Genomic DNA, 16,798 nt, shown 5'->3' with positions numbered 1-16,798 from the left:
TAAACCATCTTTTCAGACGATCCAATAAATCAAACAAATCTGCTAGCACTCCTTTTTTCTTCTTCTTCAAGTCTTCGGTTAATATGCAGAATGATCTGATACAGAACAAGTGTAACCAGAATCGTGTAAACCAGTTCCGGCATGATCACATGTCTCAGATAATTCAAAAAATGGAAATCACTTTTTAACATGAATAAAAGGACATAAATCACCATACCATATAGAAACTCACTGCCGGCAATAAGTGCCAACGGGAGTTTGATGTCTTCGTCATAAAATACTCTCTGGAAAAATCCGTTGCCATATCCGATCAGCATATAGATCAGCGCATAAAATCCAAGCAGATTTCCACCTAGTATATCTTTTAAAAGTCCACAGAAAAAGCCGATGATCATTCCTTCTTTTTGTCCCCTCATAAATCCAAATGAGGACGTCACGATAATCAGGAGATTCGGAATAATCGAGGCAAACGCCAGCTTTTGAAACACCGTTGTCTCCAGAAGAAAACAGACAGTGATCAACACAGCACAGATCAGGATCCTTTTAATCTTTTTCATGTCTATTCGCCTCCGTTATCGCTTCCACTTTCACCTTTTCCATCGATCAGATCCTGCTTTGTTGTTGTAATAACAAGAACTTCCTGTAATTCCTTAAAATCCGTAGCAGGAATGATATATCCGGATCTTGTCAGGTTATTGGAATCTACATTTACCTCTGAAATATATCCAACCAGAAGTCCCTGCAGATATTTGCTGCTGATATTCGATGTTACAACCTGTTCTCCAACCGCCACTTCATTTTCATTATTGGCAAGCTGTTCAAATTTTAAAAGTCCGTCCTGCACCGTCTGCAGATCTCCGCTTACAATACATTTGTCAAAGGTTGTCAGGATCATGGCACTTACATTTTTATCATCGATAATCGAACTTACTGTTGCCCAGTTCGGTCCGACTTCTGTGACGATTCCAACCAGTCCGGTTCCAGATAGGACATTCATATCTTCCCTGATCCCATCATTGCTTCCCTTATCAATCGTAAATTTCGAAAACCAGTTGCTATTCTCGCTGGCGATTACATTCGCAGCAACTTTCGGATAATCCGCTGTATTCTGATCCATCTTATATAATTCTTTATATCTTTCCAGCGTTGCTGAATTCTGCTGCAACCGGTTATTCTCAGTCGTCATCTCTTCCAGGCGGGATTTCAGTTCTTTGTTTTCTTTTTTTATTTCCTGAAGTGTTGCAAAATTCTCTGAAACATCGCCGATCCACATCCCGACACGGTTGATTCCTTTCTGCATCGGCACGATCGTGTAACCTGCTGCCCAGGAAAGCGGTCCTTTCCCGGACTCTGCAAATCCGGAAAGTCCCATCAATACAATACATATGATAGCAAGGATCAGCAACCAGTATTTATTTGATGTCGAAAATTGATTCTTTCTTTTCATCTATCTTATCCACCTATAATTTTCATCCAACATTGAGTACGAAAGTTTTTTAAGTTCTTTTGAATTGATCATCCGTCGCAGCCCTTCTACTGCACACAGATCCGGCTTAGCAGCCACATGCACCGGATATCCAGTCACAGCTTCTATGTACCGGTCAAGCCCCGGTAGCCTGGAAACACCACCCGTCAGACAGATTCCATTCTTTCTGATTGAACGGGCTACCTCCGGTGGGGTCCGTTCAATCAACTGACCAATCTGCGAAGTACAGGTTTCCAGAGATTCTTTCATCGCAGCCCGTACCGCACTGCTTGGGATTTCCTGGTATCTTGGTACACCAACAACCAGATTACGTCCGGCAACCACCATGGAAGCTTTTCCGTTTCCGCCAAGCACTCCAAAACGTTTTCTGAGAGCCTCGGCTGTCTGTCTTCCGATCAGAAAATCATAATTCCGGCGGACCATATTCTGAACTGCCACATCAAATGTCATACCACCGATCTTAAGCATTTTATTAAGTACCATGCCACCTGAACCTACTACAGATAATTCGGTTGTAGCCGCACCAAAATCAACGATCAGCATCCCTTTTGTCTTCCGGACATCAATTCCCATTCCGATACACTGCGCAACACCGCGTTCTACAATACTCACTTCTTTTGCTTTCGCCGTTGAATGAACAACCAGATCAAAAAACGCCCGTTTTTCAACTTCTGTGACATCCGTAGGTACTGCGATCAGATATTCTGATCCTCTTGTAAAACGGCGCTCTTTCTTCAGCAGATTCTGAAGAAGATACTGCATATCCGTAAATCTGCTGATTACACCTTCTTTCATCGGAAACACCACTTCAATATTTCCCGGTGTTCTCTCGAACATCGCATATGCTTCATCGCCGACAGCCAAGATCTCTTTTCCGTCCACAATAGCAATTACATTCTTCTCTTTCCACGTACTGTCCTGCTTTTTATCATACACCTTGATCTCATAAGTCCCGAGATCAAGACCGTAAATATTTCGCGCCATAATCTAAAGTTCCTTTCCATACTACTTTTCCTTAAGCAGCTTCTGCTCTGCGAGTGATACATAGCAGTTATCACCAATAATGATATGATCCAGAAGTTCAATTCCAAGAAGGCTTCCGCCCTCCCGGATGCGCTGCGTCACAAGAATATCTTCCCTGCTCGGCATCGGATCACCACTTGGATGATTGTGCAACAGTATAATATAGACTGCGTTCTTTTGCAATGCCTCTATAAAAAGCTCTCTCGGGGAAATTACGGACATATTTACTGTCCCTCTCGAAATTTCGCTTTCTCCGATCAGTCTGGAACGCGTATTCAGCATCAGCAGTTTCAAATGCTCCTGCCTGTAATAGCGCATATCTTCCATATAATATGCTGCAATTGTATCCGGTCTTGAAAAATCCAGATCTTCTCTGGCTGAAAGCTGGGACATTCTCTTGGAAAGCTCACAAAGGCATAAGATCTGAATAGCCTTTACTCTTCCGATTCCACTGATTTTCAGCAGTTCTTCTTTTGTCCAGCTTTGAAGATGGGCTTTGGCTTGTGGCTGTGTACCTTCTCCGGGATAAAAAAGCTTCCTGGCAAGATCCAGTGCACTCTCTCCCTTTGTTCCAGTCCTTAACAAAACAGCGAGCAATTCAATATCTGTTAAACTGCCCGCCCCAAAGCGTTCACATTTTTCATATGGCCGCTCTTCTGATAACATTTCTCGAATGGTATTTTTTTGATTCATCCTTTTGCAGGATTTGTTGATTCACACCAGACTCTCCACCCTTGTATATGGGATGCTTTATACATCCTATAAGAAACGATAAATGAATATGGAGATAATCACTCCAATAATGCTTGCGATCGTGATCTTAATCGTAAGACCAAACGTAATAACGACAAGTCCGAGGTTCAAAACAATCGGTGTCTCTACCCCGAAAGTCTGTCCATAAGAAAGCCAGCTAAGTGCTGGAACCCCTTCTGCAAGCACACCGATAAAGCCACCCAGAACAATTCCTGCCAAAATCAGCAGAAATAACGCCCAGGCATTCTTACTTCCGGCTCCTCTCATCTGTACTCCTCCTCTTTTGAATCACAAACTGGTATCATTTTAGCATATTTTAAAAAACGTGTATAGACTTTTTAAATATTATTTTTTTCTTAACACAGCTGTTTTCTATAAAAACGGTGCATATTTTTGTCGAATTTTCTCTGCGATTTTAATACCGTCTGCTGCCGCCGACGTAATCCCGCCGGCATATCCTGCGCCCTCTCCGCAAGGATAAAGTCCTCCAATCACGCTTTCCAGCGAATGATTATCTCTTACGATCCGTACCGGCGAAGAGGTTCTGCTCTCCACTCCGGAAAGAATGGAAAGAGGATGCGAAAAACCTCGAATTTTCTTGTTAAAATCTTCCATCCCATCCACCAGCGCGCTACTGATCTTTGCCGGAAAAATCCCCGCCAGGTCTGTCTCTTCATACGCACCCTTCATACATGGCTCATGTCCCTGATACCAGACTTCTGCTTCGGTCTTTTCCTTTTCTTTTCCGGTCACACTCCGGTAAAAATCCCCGTATCTCTGTACCGGAATTTTCCCTTTTCCTGCTTTGTAAGCTGCCTTTTCCAGTTTTCTCTGGAATGCAATTCCAGCAAGCGGATGGTCGCTTTCAAAATCCTCCGGTGTAACCGTCACAACGATTGCGCTGTTGGCATTGTGGCTGTCGCGGGCATGATAGCTCATTCCGTTGACCGCAAGATATCCCTCCTCCGAAGACGCATTAACCACATAGCCTCCCGGACACATACAGAACGAATATACACCTCTTCCATCCGGCAGTTTTGCAGTCAGCTTATAGGCTGCTGCCGGAAGAGATGCCTTTGCATCCCCATACTGGGAATGATTGATCAGCTCCTGCGGGTGTTCTGCACGTACACCAACCGCAAAGGATTTTGCCTCCATCGGAACCTTTTTCTCGAAGAGCATCGCAAAGGTCTCCCGCGCACTGTGTCCCGGTGCCAGAACCAGCGTCTCCGTCTGTATTTCTTCTTTTTCTTTTTTCAGAAGATCTTCATATACGATCCCTCTGATCCGCCTTGTATTTTCCGTAAAAAGGACCTCTGTCATCTGTGTATGAAAATGGATTTCACCACCCCACACAAGGATTTTCTCACGCATATTTCTGATCACAGTCCGTAGAATATCCGTTCCAATGTGTGGTTTATTCACATAAAGAATGTCTTTTGGTGCTCCGTTTTCCACGAAAATCTCCAGCACCTTACGATTGCGCCCCACCGGATCCTTGATCAGTGTATTTAGTTTTCCGTCTGAAAACGTCCCTGCTCCGCCTTCTCCAAACTGCACATTGGAATCCGGTTTCAGCACCCCCGTCTTCCAGAACTCCTCAACATCTTTCTGTCGCTCTTCTACCGGTGCCCCCTGTTCCAGAAGAACCGGCTGATACCCATATTCTGCAAGAAAATACGCACAGAAAAGTCCGGCAGGACCGCATCCGACAACTACCGGACGTGACTTCAATTTTTCGTTGCCTCCTGCCGGAAAAACATATGGCATTGCTTCATGGAGTTGCACATTGCCTGCACGCTTTTTTCGGGTAAGCATCTTCAAAAGCTGTTTTTCATTGTCCGCTTTTACATCCACAGTATAGACATAGAACAGCTCCGGCTTCTTTCTGGCATCCAGAGACTGCTTGATAATCTCATAGCTCTGTACCGCTTCTGTCCTGCACATCAGTGTGTGCACAATCTTTTTCTTCAAATCCTCTTCCGTATGCGTAACCGGAAGCTTCAGCTGACTGATTCTAAGCATTTGCCGCTCCTTTCCCTGCCAGATAACCACTGGTCCATGCCCACTGCAGATTGTAACCTCCGCAGATTCCATCTACATCCAGAATTTCTCCTGCAAAATAAAGTCCTTTTACAAGCTTCGACTCCATCGTGTCCGGATCAATTTCGCTTGTATCTACACCACCCGCACAGATCTGCGCCTGTTCAAACGGATTTGTCTTATCAATATAAGTACGGAAATGCTTACAGATCCGGCAAAGTCTTTCCAGATTCTCTTCACTAAGGTCATGCACCGGCATTGTTCCTGAAATTCCAATTCTCTTAAGCAACGCACCGGCAAGCTTTTTGTGGAATAACCCATTAAAATACTGTTCCATCACAAGACCATCCAGCCTTATCTTCCGTTCCTTTAACATCTGCAAAAATTCTACATCTCCAAAATCCGGCATAAAATCCAGTTCTGCAAAAACTTCTTTCTTTTCATACAGACCTCTCGCTGCATAACGGCTGATCTGAAAGACCGGAATCCCGGAAATACCATAATCCGTAAGCTGCAGCTCGCCGATATCAGAAGCCGTTTCTGTCCCATCGATAAAAACCGTTACTTTTCCATGAGTACGAACGCCTGCGACTTGCCGGTACAGCTTTTCCCTGCACCGGAGCTGTACCAGAGCCGGGACAACCGGAACCAGCTTATGTCCCAGCATTTTTGCCAGGTCATATCCACTTCCGTCACTCCCTAGCTTTGCAGCTGCCTTTGATCCGGCCGCAAGGATCACAGCCTCACCGGAAATCATTCCTTTTTTCCCATCTTTTGAAAAACTGATCTGAAAACCATTTTTCTTTGGTATGATCCCAAATACGCGAACTCCGGTATGAATCCGGATCTTTGCCAGTTTCAGCGCAGACTCCAGCGCTTCCCTCACTGCCGAGGCTTGCTCGGACCAGGGATACAGATAGCCATTTTTATCCTTCGGATAAATTCCAAGATTTTTAAAAAAAGATGTTGTCTCAGGCTCAGAAAATTTTCCGATTGATTTCCATGCAAATCCGCTATTATCGCTTCGATAGCAGGATGAATCCTGAAAACGATTGGTAAAGTTACATCTGCCATTACCCGTCGACAGTATTTTTCTGCCAATTATTTCATTCTGTTCCAGAAGCAGTACATCTGCGCCGTTCTGCGCCGCCGTAAGTGCAGCCATACTGCCAGCTGCTCCGCCGCCGATGATGATGACTCTTTTTTTCATTCTATAATTCCTTTACAATTCCTTTTTCATATAACTTCTGAAGAGACATTAAAATACCAAGTTTTGCATGCGCCCAGGTGAGGCCTCCCTGAAAATATACTGCATACGGTTCTTTGATCGGTCCATCTGCACTCAGTTCGATGGACGATCCCTGTACAAATGCCCCTGCCGCCATAATCACATCACTGTCATATCCCGGCATTGCCCACGGTTCCGGTGTTACATAACTGTCAACCGGTGCTGCCGCCTGGATTCCCTGACAGAATGCGATTACACCTTCCGCACTTCCAAGTGTTACCGCCTGAATGATATCGTGGCGTTCCTCTTTTCCGTCCGGTACAACTGCATAACCAAGCTTTTCATATACATTCGCCGCAAAAATAGCACCTTTTAATGCACCTGCAACAACAGTCGGTGCAAGGAAAAGTCCCTGATAAAACGACTGCATCACACCAAGTGAAGCACCCACTTCTTTTCCAAGTCCAGGAGAAGTAAGGCGGTAAGCACACTGCTCGATCAGATCCTTTCTTCCAGCCACATAGCCACCGATCGGGGCAAGTCCGCCACCCGGATTCTTGATCAGGGAACCGACAACCAGATCCGCACCCACATCACTTGGCTCCTTTTCTTCTACGAATTCACCATAGCAGTTATCCACCATACAGATGACTTCCGGTTTGATCTTCTTGACAAATGCAATTGCTTCCCCAATTTGATCCACAGAAAAACTCGGTCTTGTCTGATATCCTTTGGAACGCTGAATCGTGATCAGCTTTGTTTTCTCGCCAATCGCTTTTTCAATCGAATCAAAGTCAAAGCTTCCGTCCGGCAGCAGGTCCACCTGGTTATAGATTACTCCATATTCTGCAAGGGAACCTGTGGATGGGCGGATTCCAATGACCTCTTCCAGTGTGTCATAAGGCTTTCCTGCGATGGAAAGCAGTTCATCACCAGGTCTTAAATTTGCAGAAAGTGTTAAAGCAAGTGCATGGGTTCCACAGGTAATCTGTGGTCTTACCAGCGCATCTTCGGTATGAAAGACATTTGCATACACCTTTTCCAGCGTATCTCTTCCAAAATCATTGTATCCATAGCCAGATGCATAGTTAAAGCATTCTGCATTCACCCTTGCTTCCTGCATGGCATGAATGACCTTCAGCTGGTTCAACTCTGCCATCTTATCGATCTTATCAAAACGTTCTTTCAGTGATTTTTCAATTTTTTCTCCAAAATCATGAACTTCCGGTGAAATTCCGGTCTGTTCATATAATTTCTGTATTTTCTGACTGATATCCATTAGTCTATAATCTCCTTTTCTTTCAGTATCACAAGCATTGCCTGCAAAATCTTCTCTTCATCGTATCCGAATTCCTCTTTCTGGATCCAGTTCACATCCCGCTCTCTGCGGAACCAGGTCAACTGACGTTTTGCAAAATGACGGGTATCCCTTTTCAGGATCGTTACCGCTTCTTCAAGTGAATTCTTTCCATCCAGATAATCCAGAATTTCCTTATATCCAAGTCCCTGCATTGAAACCATTTCCCTTGTGCATCCTCTGGTCTTTAAAGCAGTCACCTCATCTACAAGCCCCTGCTCCACCATCAGATCCACACGACGATCAATCCGCTCATACAAACGGCTACGCACATCATTCAGAACAAAATACGCAAACTGATACGGGGAATCCTTCTCCCGTTCTGCTTCATTATGTTCGGAAATCTTTGTTCCTGTCTCATGATAATATTCCAGAGCACGAATCACCCGTTTTACATTATTTGCATGAATTGCATCTGCCGACTTTGGATCCGCTTCCCTTAGCCTGTCATGGAGTGCCTGCGCACCATACTCCTTTGCATACGTTTCCAGCTTCTTTCGATAGGCAGTGTTTTCTTCTCCCTTTTCAAAATCAATGTCATACAAAAGCGCCTGGATATAAAATCCCGTGCCACCTACAACAATCGGAATACGTCCTCTCTTATAGATCTCTACCATTGCATCTTTTGCCATCTTCTGAAAAACAGCTACATTAAATTCCTCTTCCGGATTAAGCACATCGATCAGATAATGTTTCACACCTTTCATCTCTTCTGGCAAAATCTTTGCGGAACCAATATCCATGTGCCGGTATACCTGCATCGAATCCGCCGAAATGATCTCTCCTCCAATTGCTTTTGCAAGGCCAATCGACGCAGCCGTCTTTCCGACAGCAGTCGGACCTGTCAATATGATCAGTGGCTTTTTCTTCTCTGTCATCTGTGTCATGTTCTTCTCCTACACAATACGCTTAAATTTCTTTTCCAGTTCCCGCTTTGTCATCGCAATGATCGTTGGTCTGCCATGCGGACAATGATATGGATTATCCAGGGACAACAGTTCATTGATCAGTTCATCCATTTCTGCATAGGACAGCTTCATATTTCCTTTGACAGCTGCCTTGCAGGACATGGACGCAATCTTCTCATCAATCAGCTCTGGTTCCAGACTGGTCGATAACCCATCCGACAGGGAATCCAACATTTCAAGAAGCAGTTCCTTTTTGGCGATTCCAAACAGATTATCCGGAATTGCGCGAACTGCGTACTCGTCACCACCAAATGGCTCAATTTCAAACCCGATTGCCGTAAAGCGGTCTTTAAATGTCTCCAACACATCAATCTCCTGCATAGAAAGGCTCAGGATGATCGGTGGGCTCAAGTATTGTGAAGTATACTCTCTCTTCTTCATTCCTGCAAGGGCCCTTTCATAAAGGACTCTTTCATGTGCGGCATGCTGGTCTATAATATAGAGGCTGTCACGATACTGGATCAGCCAGTAGGTTTCAAAAACCTGTCCGATGATCCGGTATTCCTGTCTTGCCTCTTTCTTTAAAATCTGCTCTTCAAACAAATCTAACTGTTTTACTTTTTTTGCTTTCAAATCCTTCAAAAACAGATTTGACTCTGTTTTTTCCGGATCACGCTCTGTTTTTTCTTTACTTTTATAAGAATACGCTCTGTTTTCTATTCCTTTATTCTGGATATCTACAGCCGGATTTTCATCTAATGCAGCCATCTTTGACTCTTTAGCACCGATATTCTTCTCTTGCTCTTCTTTTGCTTCTGTAAGATGACTGGCATAAACCCGCTCCCTCATCTTCTGCATAAAATAATCCAGCTTTTCGTCACCGGTTGAGACTGTCTTTTCTGTACTTATCTGTGTCTGAAGTTCTGCTGACGGCATCTCTGACTGCGACCAGGATTCCGCTCGCTCTGCCCCCTCCTGAACGGAACTCTTTCGCATCTTGGGTGAAGTGCCATCTGTCCGATATGGATTTCCCGCATCTCTTATAACAGTTTTCTTTTCCTGTCTTTTTTCAGACATTCCCGGTACTTTGATCGCAGACATTTCCACTTCCGGAATCAACTCCGGCTCATGCAATCCTTTACTGATCGCCTCATAAAGCAGATTGTAAATCCCCTGCTGGTTACTGAACCTAAGTTCCATCTTGGATGGATGCACATTTACATCAATTTTTTCCGGATTGATCTCAATCTGGAATGCAACAAACGGATAACGATGCTGCATCGTAAAATCTTTGTATCCATCTTCAATCGCTTTTGCAAGAATACTGTTCCTTACATAACGCCCGTTGACAAAATAATTTTCAAAATTTCGATTTCCACGGTTAATCACTGGCTTTCCCAGATATCCGGACAGCTTTACACCATCTTTTTCAAATTCCAGTGGGATCAGATTGTTCGCAATTTCCCGTCCGTAAATGTGGTAAATGACATCTTTCATCTTCCCGTTCCCGGAAGTATGCAGCTTTACCTGTCCATTGTTGATAAACCGGAAGGAAATATCCGGATGCGAAAGGGCAAGTCTGGTCAGCAGATCACTGATATGGCTTGCCTCTGTCATCGGCGTCTTCAGAAATTTGCGTCTGGCAGGTGTATTGAAAAACAGCTGACGCACCAGAAAGGTCGTCCCATCCGGCGCTCCGGTCTCCTCCGGCGTTCTTCCTTTTCCGCCTTCTATGATATATTTTGTCCCAAATACATCTTCTCTTGTCTTTGTGATCAGTTCCACTCTTGCAACTGCCGAAATACTCGACAACGCTTCTCCGCGGAACCCAAGAGAAGACAAATGTGTCAGATCCTCTGCACTGCGGATTTTGCTGGTCGAATGGCGCAGAAATGCATTTTCCACGTCCTGTTTCGCGATCCCACAACCATTATCCGTAATTCGTATCAGAGAAATCCCGCCCTCTTCAATCTCCACAGTCACCGCTGTAGATCCTGCGTCAATCGCATTTTCCACCAGCTCTTTCACAACAGAAGCCGGGCGTTCAATCACTTCCCCGGCTGCTATCTTATCAATTGTAATCTGATCCAGCAATTCTATATGCGGCATTCGATTCTTCTTTCCTTTCTCTTATGGATCAGCCTACCATCTGTTCCGCAGCTTATTCTGCAGCTGATACAGTTTGTTCATGGCATCCATTGGCGTCATATGGCTGATATCCAGTTCCTTTAACTCATTTAACACATCATCATCTTTTACGGTATCAAACAGAGAAAACTGTGTCAGATCCACCTCATCCAGCTTCTTCTGCGTTTTTTTCTTCGTCTCACTTCCCTGTACCGCAATATCCTTTACTTTTCCGGTAATATCCGCTGTCACCAGCTCTTCTACGATCTCTTTGGCGCGGTTAATGACCGGATTCGGCACTCCTGCAAGCTTTGCGACCTGGATACCATAACTCTTGTCTGCTCCACCCTTTACGATCTTACGCAGGAATACGATATCATCACCTTTTTCCTTGACCGCAATACAATAGTTGTTGACATTGCTAATCTTGCCTTCCAGCTCGGTAAGCTCATGATAGTGGGTTGCAAATAAGGTCTTTGCCCCAAGAAGCTTGCTGTTGCTGATATACTCGACAACCGCCCAAGCAATACTCAATCCATCAAAGGTACTGGTTCCTCTTCCAATCTCATCCAAGATCAGAAGGCTCTTGCTTGTCGCATTTCGCAGAATATTTGCCACTTCGTTCATCTCCACCATGAAGGTGCTCTGTCCGCTTGCCAGGTCATCTGACGCTCCCACACGGGTAAAAATGCGGTCCACAAGTCCAATATTTGCTGAAGACGCCGGCACAAAGGATCCCAGCTGTGCCATCAGTACGATCAGCGCAGCCTGACGCATATAGGTGGATTTTCCAGCCATGTTTGGTCCGGTAATGATGGAAATGCGCTGTTTTTTATCATCCAGATAAGTATCGTTGGCAATAAACATATCATTCGGGATCATCTTTTCCACCACCGGATGTCGCCCATCACGAATGTCGATCACGCCCTTTTCATTGATCTTTGGCCGTACATAGTTGTTGCGCTCGGCAACCAGTGCAAGAGAAGCTATCACATCCAGCTTTGCAACTGCCTTTGCTGTTCTCTGTATCCTGGTCAACTCTGCTGCGATAGTATTTCTCACCTCACAGTAAAGCTCATATTCCAGTGCACAGAGTTTATCCTCTGCTCCCAGAATCGTATCTTCCAGCTCTTTCAGTTCTGGAATGATATAACGCTCCGCATTGGCAAGGGTCTGCTTTCTTGTATAATAATCCGGAACCAGATCTTTGAACGAATTGGTAACTTCCAGATAATAACCGAATACTTTATTATAACGGATCCGCAGGTTTTTAATCCCGGTCTTTTCCCGTTCCTTGGTCTCCAGATCAGCAAGCCAGTTCTTTCCTTCGGATTTTGCTTTTCGAAGACGATCCACTTCTTCATTATAACCGTCTTTGATGATTCCGCCTTCTTTCATGGCAAGTGGCGGTTCTTCCTGAATCGCCCGTCCGACCAGATCACAAAGTTCTTCCAGCGGATCCAGTTCTTCATAAATTTCTTTTAAAAGGTCACTCTCCATATCCTTTAATATACATTTTACCGACGGGAGCATGGAAAGGGAACTCTGAAATGCAATCAGGTCTCTTGGATTTGCTGACTGATAGGTGATTTTCCCGACCAGACGCTCCAGATCGTACACCGGATTCAAATATTCCCGGATTTCTTCTCTGCAAATAGCATTGTCCTTCAATTCCGCAACCGCATCCAGCCTTTTGACAATGGATTTCTTGTCGATCAACGGCTGTTCTACATATTTCCGAAGGGTTCTCGCCCCCATTGCCGTCTTTGTCTTATCCAGTACCCACAGAAGAGATCCTCTTTTCTGCTTTTCACGCAAAGTCTCAACCAACTCCAGATTACGCCTTGTAGCACTGTCCAGAACCATATAATTACCCGTTGCATAACGTGTCAGACGGCTCATATGAGACAGGGAATTCTTCTGCGTCTCTTCCAGATATTTTAAAAGCGCACCGGACGCGATCATCCCACATTCATAGTCCGAAAGTCCAATTCCTTCAAGAGAAGCCACCTTAAAATGCTCCTGCAAAGTTTCCCGGCAGAGTGCATCATCAAAATACCATGCTTCCAGTGAATAAATTGCCATATGCAGACGGTTTTTCAGATCATCCAAATCCAGTCCACTCATGTAAAATGCTTCATTGCAGACAATCTCAGACGGCATAAATTTGTAAAGCTCATCCATCAGTTTTGTCTGGGAATCCAGTTCTGTCACCAGATATTCCCCGGTTGTAACATCCGCAACCGAAAGTCCGTACCGGTCTGCCATATAGACAATACACATAATGTAATTGTTCTTTGTTTCATCCAGTCCCTGAGTATCCAGGTTGGTTCCAGGTGTTACTACACGGATAACTTCCCGTTTTACAATTCCTTTTGCTGTTTTCGGATCTTCTACCTGCTCACAGATTGCTACCTTATAGCCTTTTGATACCAGACGGTTCAGATAACTGTCAACTGCATGGTACGGGATTCCGCACATCGGTGCCCGTTCTTCCAGTCCGCAATTCTTTCCAGTCAGAGTAATTTCCAGCTCTTTTGATGCTGTGAGAGCATCGTCGAAGAACATTTCATAAAAATCTCCTAAGCGGTAAAAAAGGATACAATCCTTGTATTCCTCTTTTGTCTGCATATATTGCTTCATCATCGGTGTTAATTCATTACTCATATCAAAATCTCCTTATTTTATAAGGGTTTCAGCGTTTGTGGTATGCTAATTTGACCATCTTTTGACCAAATTTGTAAATCCTGATCAATTGTTGCATTTGAACGGAATAAATATTTATGCATATAATCTGTATATTTATTAAACTCGCTGTTAATAAATACGGAGTCCGGATGTGTATAATGTTTCATCATATCAATATCATTATGTCCGGAAATAAGCATTATAGACGCTGGATCCATATGAAATTCATAACACAATGTAATAAACGTATGGCGGAATAAATGAGGATGAATATTGGAAATATGATATTCCCTATTTTCTGTTAGTGCCTGTTGTTTTTCATGATTATTCATTATGGAAGTTATCCGTCGGCACTCTTTTTCTGCCTGTGTCGGCATAAAACAATTTCCCTCTTGTGTCGTAAAAATCAATTGAGGATAATCATTTAATAACAAATTTTTAATCCCCCACTTTTTTTGTACTTTCTTTTGTCAGCAAGCTGTTTTTCGCGCCAACTATATAACGCATCAACTGCCGCCTTGAATAGAGGGATTTTTCTTATACTTGCGGTTCTTTTTGGAGATGTAATTTGCTTGATGTAATAAGGTCTATCTAGTTTGTTCCCGTTGTCATCGTAATAAACAGGGACAATATTGATTGTTTTATACACATGGAGATAGTTGTTTTGAAAGTCAACATCTTTCCATTCCAATGCACACGCCTCTCCAATCCGCATTCCTGTAAAAAGAAGCAGTATATATAATTCGTAATATCGAGTATCTCTTGCTACATCAAAAAACCTTATGATTTCGTCGTTTGTCATGCGTTTCAAATTCTGTCCTGCCATTTTGACCGGTTTGAAGTTTTTATTCGTTATTTCCGGATAAACAATCCCTCTGCATGGATTGAATAAAAGCATTTTTCCGATTACAGCTCTTTCAAGACAGCTGGATACGACAGAAACAGTAGAACGGATAGTGGATTTTTTATAGCCTTTGTTAGCTAGTTCAATAACCATATTTTGAACATGCGTGATTTGAATATCTGCTAATTTCATATAGCCTATATATTTTATACACCGATTATACGAATCGATATAATTCCGAATTGTTGTTTTTTTTATCCTATTTACGATATAGAGTTCCATCCATTTTTTAAACCACTGATTTAGAGTTATTTTGTGTGTGTCTATATCTAATCCGTATTTTGTTTTTTCTAATAATTTTCCCTTTTCTTTTTAACTTCTTTTAAAGTATGACCATATAGGCATATCGGTTTCTTTCCTCCTCCAAGTGATATGCGTGTTTGATAACGCCCATCTTTTCGTTGGGTAAACCCTTTTCCTAATTCTTTGCCTGTTAGATCTTTTCCCATGACGATCACCTGTCTTTTCTTGACCCATGGACAGGTACTTCATCCGTTTAATAGTATCAAATTTTAATGAGCTTTTCAAGAAGCTCTTTTTGGGTACTATAGGATAAAATACTCAATGCCGCACTTGATAGTCAATCCATTTTTCTAATTTTTTTTTGTGAATTAAAGTTCTTTTTCCTATTCGCACCATCATTTTTTGCTCATAAGCTAAAGAACGCATTGTTTTTTCGGACACTCCTGTTAACTTGCAGGCTTCTTTTACTGATAAAAGAAGTTTTGGATACCTGCTTTTGGTCAGGTGAAGTACGTGTATCCATGCCCAGAAGTCTCTGAATAATTTCAAAATCACGGTCACTCACCAGTGGCTCATGATTTTTCTCAATCCGGATCCAGTCATCTTCCGGTTTCACATAAGTCTGCTTCACTTTATGGTTCGGTGTTGTCCTTTTTCCCTGCACAAGATTTCCGATATAAACCTCGTTTTCCAGTATCCTACGGACTGTAACAGAACTCCAAAGTGCCTGCTCTTTCTGCAGGAAGCCAGTTTCATAATGACTGCCGCTGCTGATTTTATATTCAAATGGTGAAAGAATACCCAGTTCATTTAAACGATTAGCGATCGCATCCTGACTCATTCCCCGTAGCTTCATCTTAAAAATATCCTGTACTACACTGCCTGCAGATGGGTCAATCTCTAATTTATGCTTATCTGTCTTTGTCTTCCTGTATCCAAATGCTACAAACGGAGTCACGCATTCCCCTTTTTCCCTCTTAATCTCAAGATTACTCCTGATCTTAATAGAAATGTCACGGCACGTATGTTACAACCGGCAATCGAGAAGGATTTGAACGTTGGGCAAAACTAAACAATCTAAAAGAGACAGCCCGCACCTTCAACTATTTCTCCGAAAATAATCTGCTGAATTATGAAGATGTCCAGCAGCATATTTCTGACGTTGATGCTTCTGTTAAAGCGGCTGAACAGAGAATAATACAAATTAACAGTGCGCTGAGCACACAGAAAATCATTCAAAAGCACTGCGATTCTTACCGGCTCTGCCGTAAAGTGATTGAAGATTGCAAATCTGCCAAAAACCCAAAAGTATACCGCACCAAACATCAGGCAGAATACCAGCTCCACGCTTCACTAAAAAAAGAGCTTGAGGATCTCGGTATTACCAAAATCCCAAGGTCTAAGAAAATCCAGAAGCAGATTGAAAATCTTGAATCTGAACAGACTTCTACTGTTCGGGAAAAACAGGAATTACAGAAAAAGCTGAAAACTCTGGAAATCATTCAGCAGAATTTCACAGCACTGCTCAATGCTCCGGAGATACAAATTCCTGTATCAGGGAAAGAGCCAACTCTTTAAAAAGAAGAGGTACCTATGTAACGGTGCCTCTTCCCTTTCCATCTAATCTGTTTTATTGCTCTACCCTATCACCCTTAATATGCTGGTGGAAGATGTATTCCATGTGGAAGATTGAGCTGGGTATTTTATCCAGCTCAATCTTCCGCTCCCTGTAAATGAGAATTTGTCCGCTCCTTTATATAAAATAATTCCATTTTTCAGAACTACTAACTATTTTTCTTCAGCCCATAAAATTAAATGATCAGAACACTCTGTTGGTTGCGACACTCTACATGTATTTTTTATAAATCCTTTAATAAAGATATGATCAATAGGTGATGCTGGAGTAGTCAATTTAGTATTAATTGGGGAAATCAATGCTCGTATGATTCTGTATAATTTCTGTGAATTAGTGACTTCTCACGCTGTGGTAAAAACATCTAAAAATACCAAACACGTCTATAAAATTAATTTCGCCACC

At 43.0% G+C, this 16,798-nt stretch carries 16 protein-coding genes and 1 pseudogene; 1 reads left to right on the top strand and 16 read right to left on the bottom strand.

Features of this window, described 5'->3' with window-relative positions; translation table 11 throughout:
* Positions 1-29: 29 nt before the first annotated feature.
* The 16 genes and pseudogenes from mreD to PGR14_RS10970 all read right to left on the bottom strand — a co-directional run.
* The gene (gene mreD, locus PGR14_RS11040; protein WP_173826051.1) at positions 30-557 is read right to left on the bottom strand and encodes a rod shape-determining protein MreD; all 528 of its coding nucleotides are present in this window, start codon (positions 555-557) and stop codon (positions 30-32) included.
* Positions 558-559: 2 nt separating this feature from the next.
* A complete protein-coding gene (mreC, locus tag PGR14_RS11035) occupies positions 560-1,447 on the bottom strand; it encodes a rod shape-determining protein MreC (RefSeq protein ID WP_008370236.1) in 888 nt (295 codons plus the stop codon).
* A complete protein-coding gene (locus PGR14_RS11030; RefSeq protein WP_008370233.1) occupies positions 1,448-2,470 on the bottom strand; it encodes a rod shape-determining protein in 1,023 nt (340 codons plus the stop codon). It abuts the gene before it with no gap.
* A 21-nt stretch (positions 2,471-2,491) separates the two neighbouring features.
* A complete protein-coding gene (gene radC, locus PGR14_RS11025; protein ID WP_008370231.1) occupies positions 2,492-3,202 on the bottom strand; it encodes a RadC family protein in 711 nt (236 codons plus the stop codon).
* A gap of 66 nt (positions 3,203-3,268) precedes the next feature.
* The gene (locus PGR14_RS11020; RefSeq protein ID WP_008370229.1) at positions 3,269-3,529 is read right to left on the bottom strand and encodes a DUF4321 domain-containing protein; all 261 of its coding nucleotides are present in this window, start codon (positions 3,527-3,529) and stop codon (positions 3,269-3,271) included.
* Between the two features lie 105 nt (positions 3,530-3,634).
* Positions 3,635-5,287: an NAD(P)/FAD-dependent oxidoreductase gene (locus PGR14_RS11015; protein ID WP_173692524.1), complete on the bottom strand. Its 1,653-nt coding sequence runs from the start codon at positions 5,285-5,287 to the stop codon at positions 3,635-3,637.
* A complete protein-coding gene (locus tag PGR14_RS11010) occupies positions 5,280-6,515 on the bottom strand; it encodes an NAD(P)/FAD-dependent oxidoreductase (RefSeq protein ID WP_055157111.1) in 1,236 nt (411 codons plus the stop codon). Before PGR14_RS11010 ends, PGR14_RS11015 begins: the two co-directional genes overlap by 8 nt.
* A gap of 1 nt (position 6,516) precedes the next feature.
* Positions 6,517-7,812, bottom strand: a complete 1,296-nt coding sequence (locus PGR14_RS11005) for a methionine gamma-lyase family protein (RefSeq protein WP_008370218.1) — start codon at positions 7,810-7,812, stop codon at positions 6,517-6,519.
* Positions 7,812-8,777 (bottom strand): tRNA (adenosine(37)-N6)-dimethylallyltransferase MiaA, encoded by a 966-nt coding sequence (gene miaA, locus PGR14_RS11000; RefSeq protein WP_270223397.1) that lies wholly within the window; start codon positions 8,775-8,777, stop codon positions 7,812-7,814. Before miaA ends, PGR14_RS11005 begins: the two co-directional genes overlap by 1 nt.
* Before the next feature lie 9 nt (positions 8,778-8,786).
* On the bottom strand, positions 8,787-10,907 hold the full coding sequence (gene mutL / locus PGR14_RS10995) for a DNA mismatch repair endonuclease MutL (protein ID WP_055248548.1): 2,121 nt from the start codon (positions 10,905-10,907) through the stop codon (positions 8,787-8,789).
* 33 nt (positions 10,908-10,940) lie between these two features.
* Positions 10,941-13,592 carry a DNA mismatch repair protein MutS gene (mutS, locus tag PGR14_RS10990; RefSeq protein WP_330376265.1) on the bottom strand — a complete coding sequence of 884 codons (2,652 nt, stop codon included), beginning with the start codon at positions 13,590-13,592 and terminating at the stop codon, positions 10,941-10,943.
* A 17-nt stretch (positions 13,593-13,609) separates the two neighbouring features.
* Positions 13,610-14,047, bottom strand: coding sequence for a tyrosine-type recombinase/integrase (locus PGR14_RS10985; RefSeq protein WP_156330665.1), 438 nt, complete (start codon positions 14,045-14,047; stop codon positions 13,610-13,612).
* Complete coding sequence (locus PGR14_RS10980; RefSeq protein WP_270223410.1) at positions 14,038-14,769, bottom strand: tyrosine-type recombinase/integrase; 732 nt, start codon at positions 14,767-14,769, stop codon at positions 14,038-14,040. Before PGR14_RS10980 ends, PGR14_RS10985 begins: the two co-directional genes overlap by 10 nt.
* A gap of 38 nt (positions 14,770-14,807) precedes the next feature.
* The gene (locus tag PGR14_RS10975; protein ID WP_008370207.1) at positions 14,808-14,966 is read right to left on the bottom strand and encodes a hypothetical protein; all 159 of its coding nucleotides are present in this window, start codon (positions 14,964-14,966) and stop codon (positions 14,808-14,810) included.
* 112 nt (positions 14,967-15,078) lie between these two features.
* Positions 15,079-15,186 carry a hypothetical protein gene (locus PGR14_RS16405; protein ID WP_368281639.1) on the bottom strand — a complete coding sequence of 36 codons (108 nt, stop codon included), beginning with the start codon at positions 15,184-15,186 and terminating at the stop codon, positions 15,079-15,081.
* A 40-nt stretch (positions 15,187-15,226) separates the two neighbouring features.
* Positions 15,227-15,781: pseudogene (locus tag PGR14_RS10970) on the bottom strand (recombinase family protein); the annotation flags it as partial.
* Between the two features lie 251 nt (positions 15,782-16,032).
* Between PGR14_RS10970 and PGR14_RS10965 the strand changes: the two are divergent.
* A complete protein-coding gene (locus PGR14_RS10965) occupies positions 16,033-16,338 on the top strand; it encodes a hypothetical protein (RefSeq protein ID WP_270223394.1) in 306 nt (101 codons plus the stop codon).
* Positions 16,339-16,798: the final 460 nt, after the last annotated feature.

The sequence above is a fragment of the Coprococcus sp. AF99-45 genome (assembly GCF_027663865.1).
Classification (GTDB): domain Bacteria; phylum Bacillota; class Clostridia; order Lachnospirales; family Lachnospiraceae; genus Allocoprococcus; species Allocoprococcus comes.
The sequence above is the reverse complement of the archived record's forward strand: the minus strand, read 5'-3'. Positions and strand labels throughout refer to the sequence as shown.

What these genes read in the sequence shown, in the direction of transcription:
- mreD (WP_173826051.1), bottom strand. Translation starts at nt 557, where the DNA reads ATGAAAAAGATTAAAAGGATCCTGATCTGTGCTGTGTTGATCACTGTC.
- mreC (WP_008370236.1), bottom strand. Translation starts at nt 1,447, where the DNA reads ATGAAAAGAAAGAATCAATTTTCGACATCAAATAAATACTGGTTGCTG.
- PGR14_RS11030 (WP_008370233.1), bottom strand. Translation starts at nt 2,470, where the DNA reads ATGGCGCGAAATATTTACGGTCTTGATCTCGGGACTTATGAGATCAAG.
- radC (WP_008370231.1), bottom strand. Translation starts at nt 3,202, where the DNA reads ATGAATCAAAAAAATACCATTCGAGAAATGTTATCAGAAGAGCGGCCA.
- PGR14_RS11020 (WP_008370229.1), bottom strand. Translation starts at nt 3,529, where the DNA reads ATGAGAGGAGCCGGAAGTAAGAATGCCTGGGCGTTATTTCTGCTGATT.
- PGR14_RS11015 (WP_173692524.1), bottom strand. Translation starts at nt 5,287, where the DNA reads ATGCTTAGAATCAGTCAGCTGAAGCTTCCGGTTACGCATACGGAAGAG.
- PGR14_RS11010 (WP_055157111.1), bottom strand. Translation starts at nt 6,515, where the DNA reads ATGAAAAAAAGAGTCATCATCATCGGCGGCGGAGCAGCTGGCAGTATG.
- PGR14_RS11005 (WP_008370218.1), bottom strand. Translation starts at nt 7,812, where the DNA reads ATGGATATCAGTCAGAAAATACAGAAATTATATGAACAGACCGGAATT.
- miaA (WP_270223397.1), bottom strand. Translation starts at nt 8,777, where the DNA reads ATGACACAGATGACAGAGAAGAAAAAGCCACTGATCATATTGACAGGT.
- mutL (WP_055248548.1), bottom strand. Translation starts at nt 10,907, where the DNA reads ATGCCGCATATAGAATTGCTGGATCAGATTACAATTGATAAGATAGCA.
- mutS (WP_330376265.1), bottom strand. Translation starts at nt 13,592, where the DNA reads ATGAGTAATGAATTAACACCGATGATGAAGCAATATATGCAGACAAAA.
- PGR14_RS10975 (WP_008370207.1), bottom strand. Translation starts at nt 14,966, where the DNA reads ATGGGAAAAGATCTAACAGGCAAAGAATTAGGAAAAGGGTTTACCCAA.
- PGR14_RS16405 (WP_368281639.1), bottom strand. Translation starts at nt 15,186, where the DNA reads ATGCGTTCTTTAGCTTATGAGCAAAAAATGATGGTGCGAATAGGAAAA.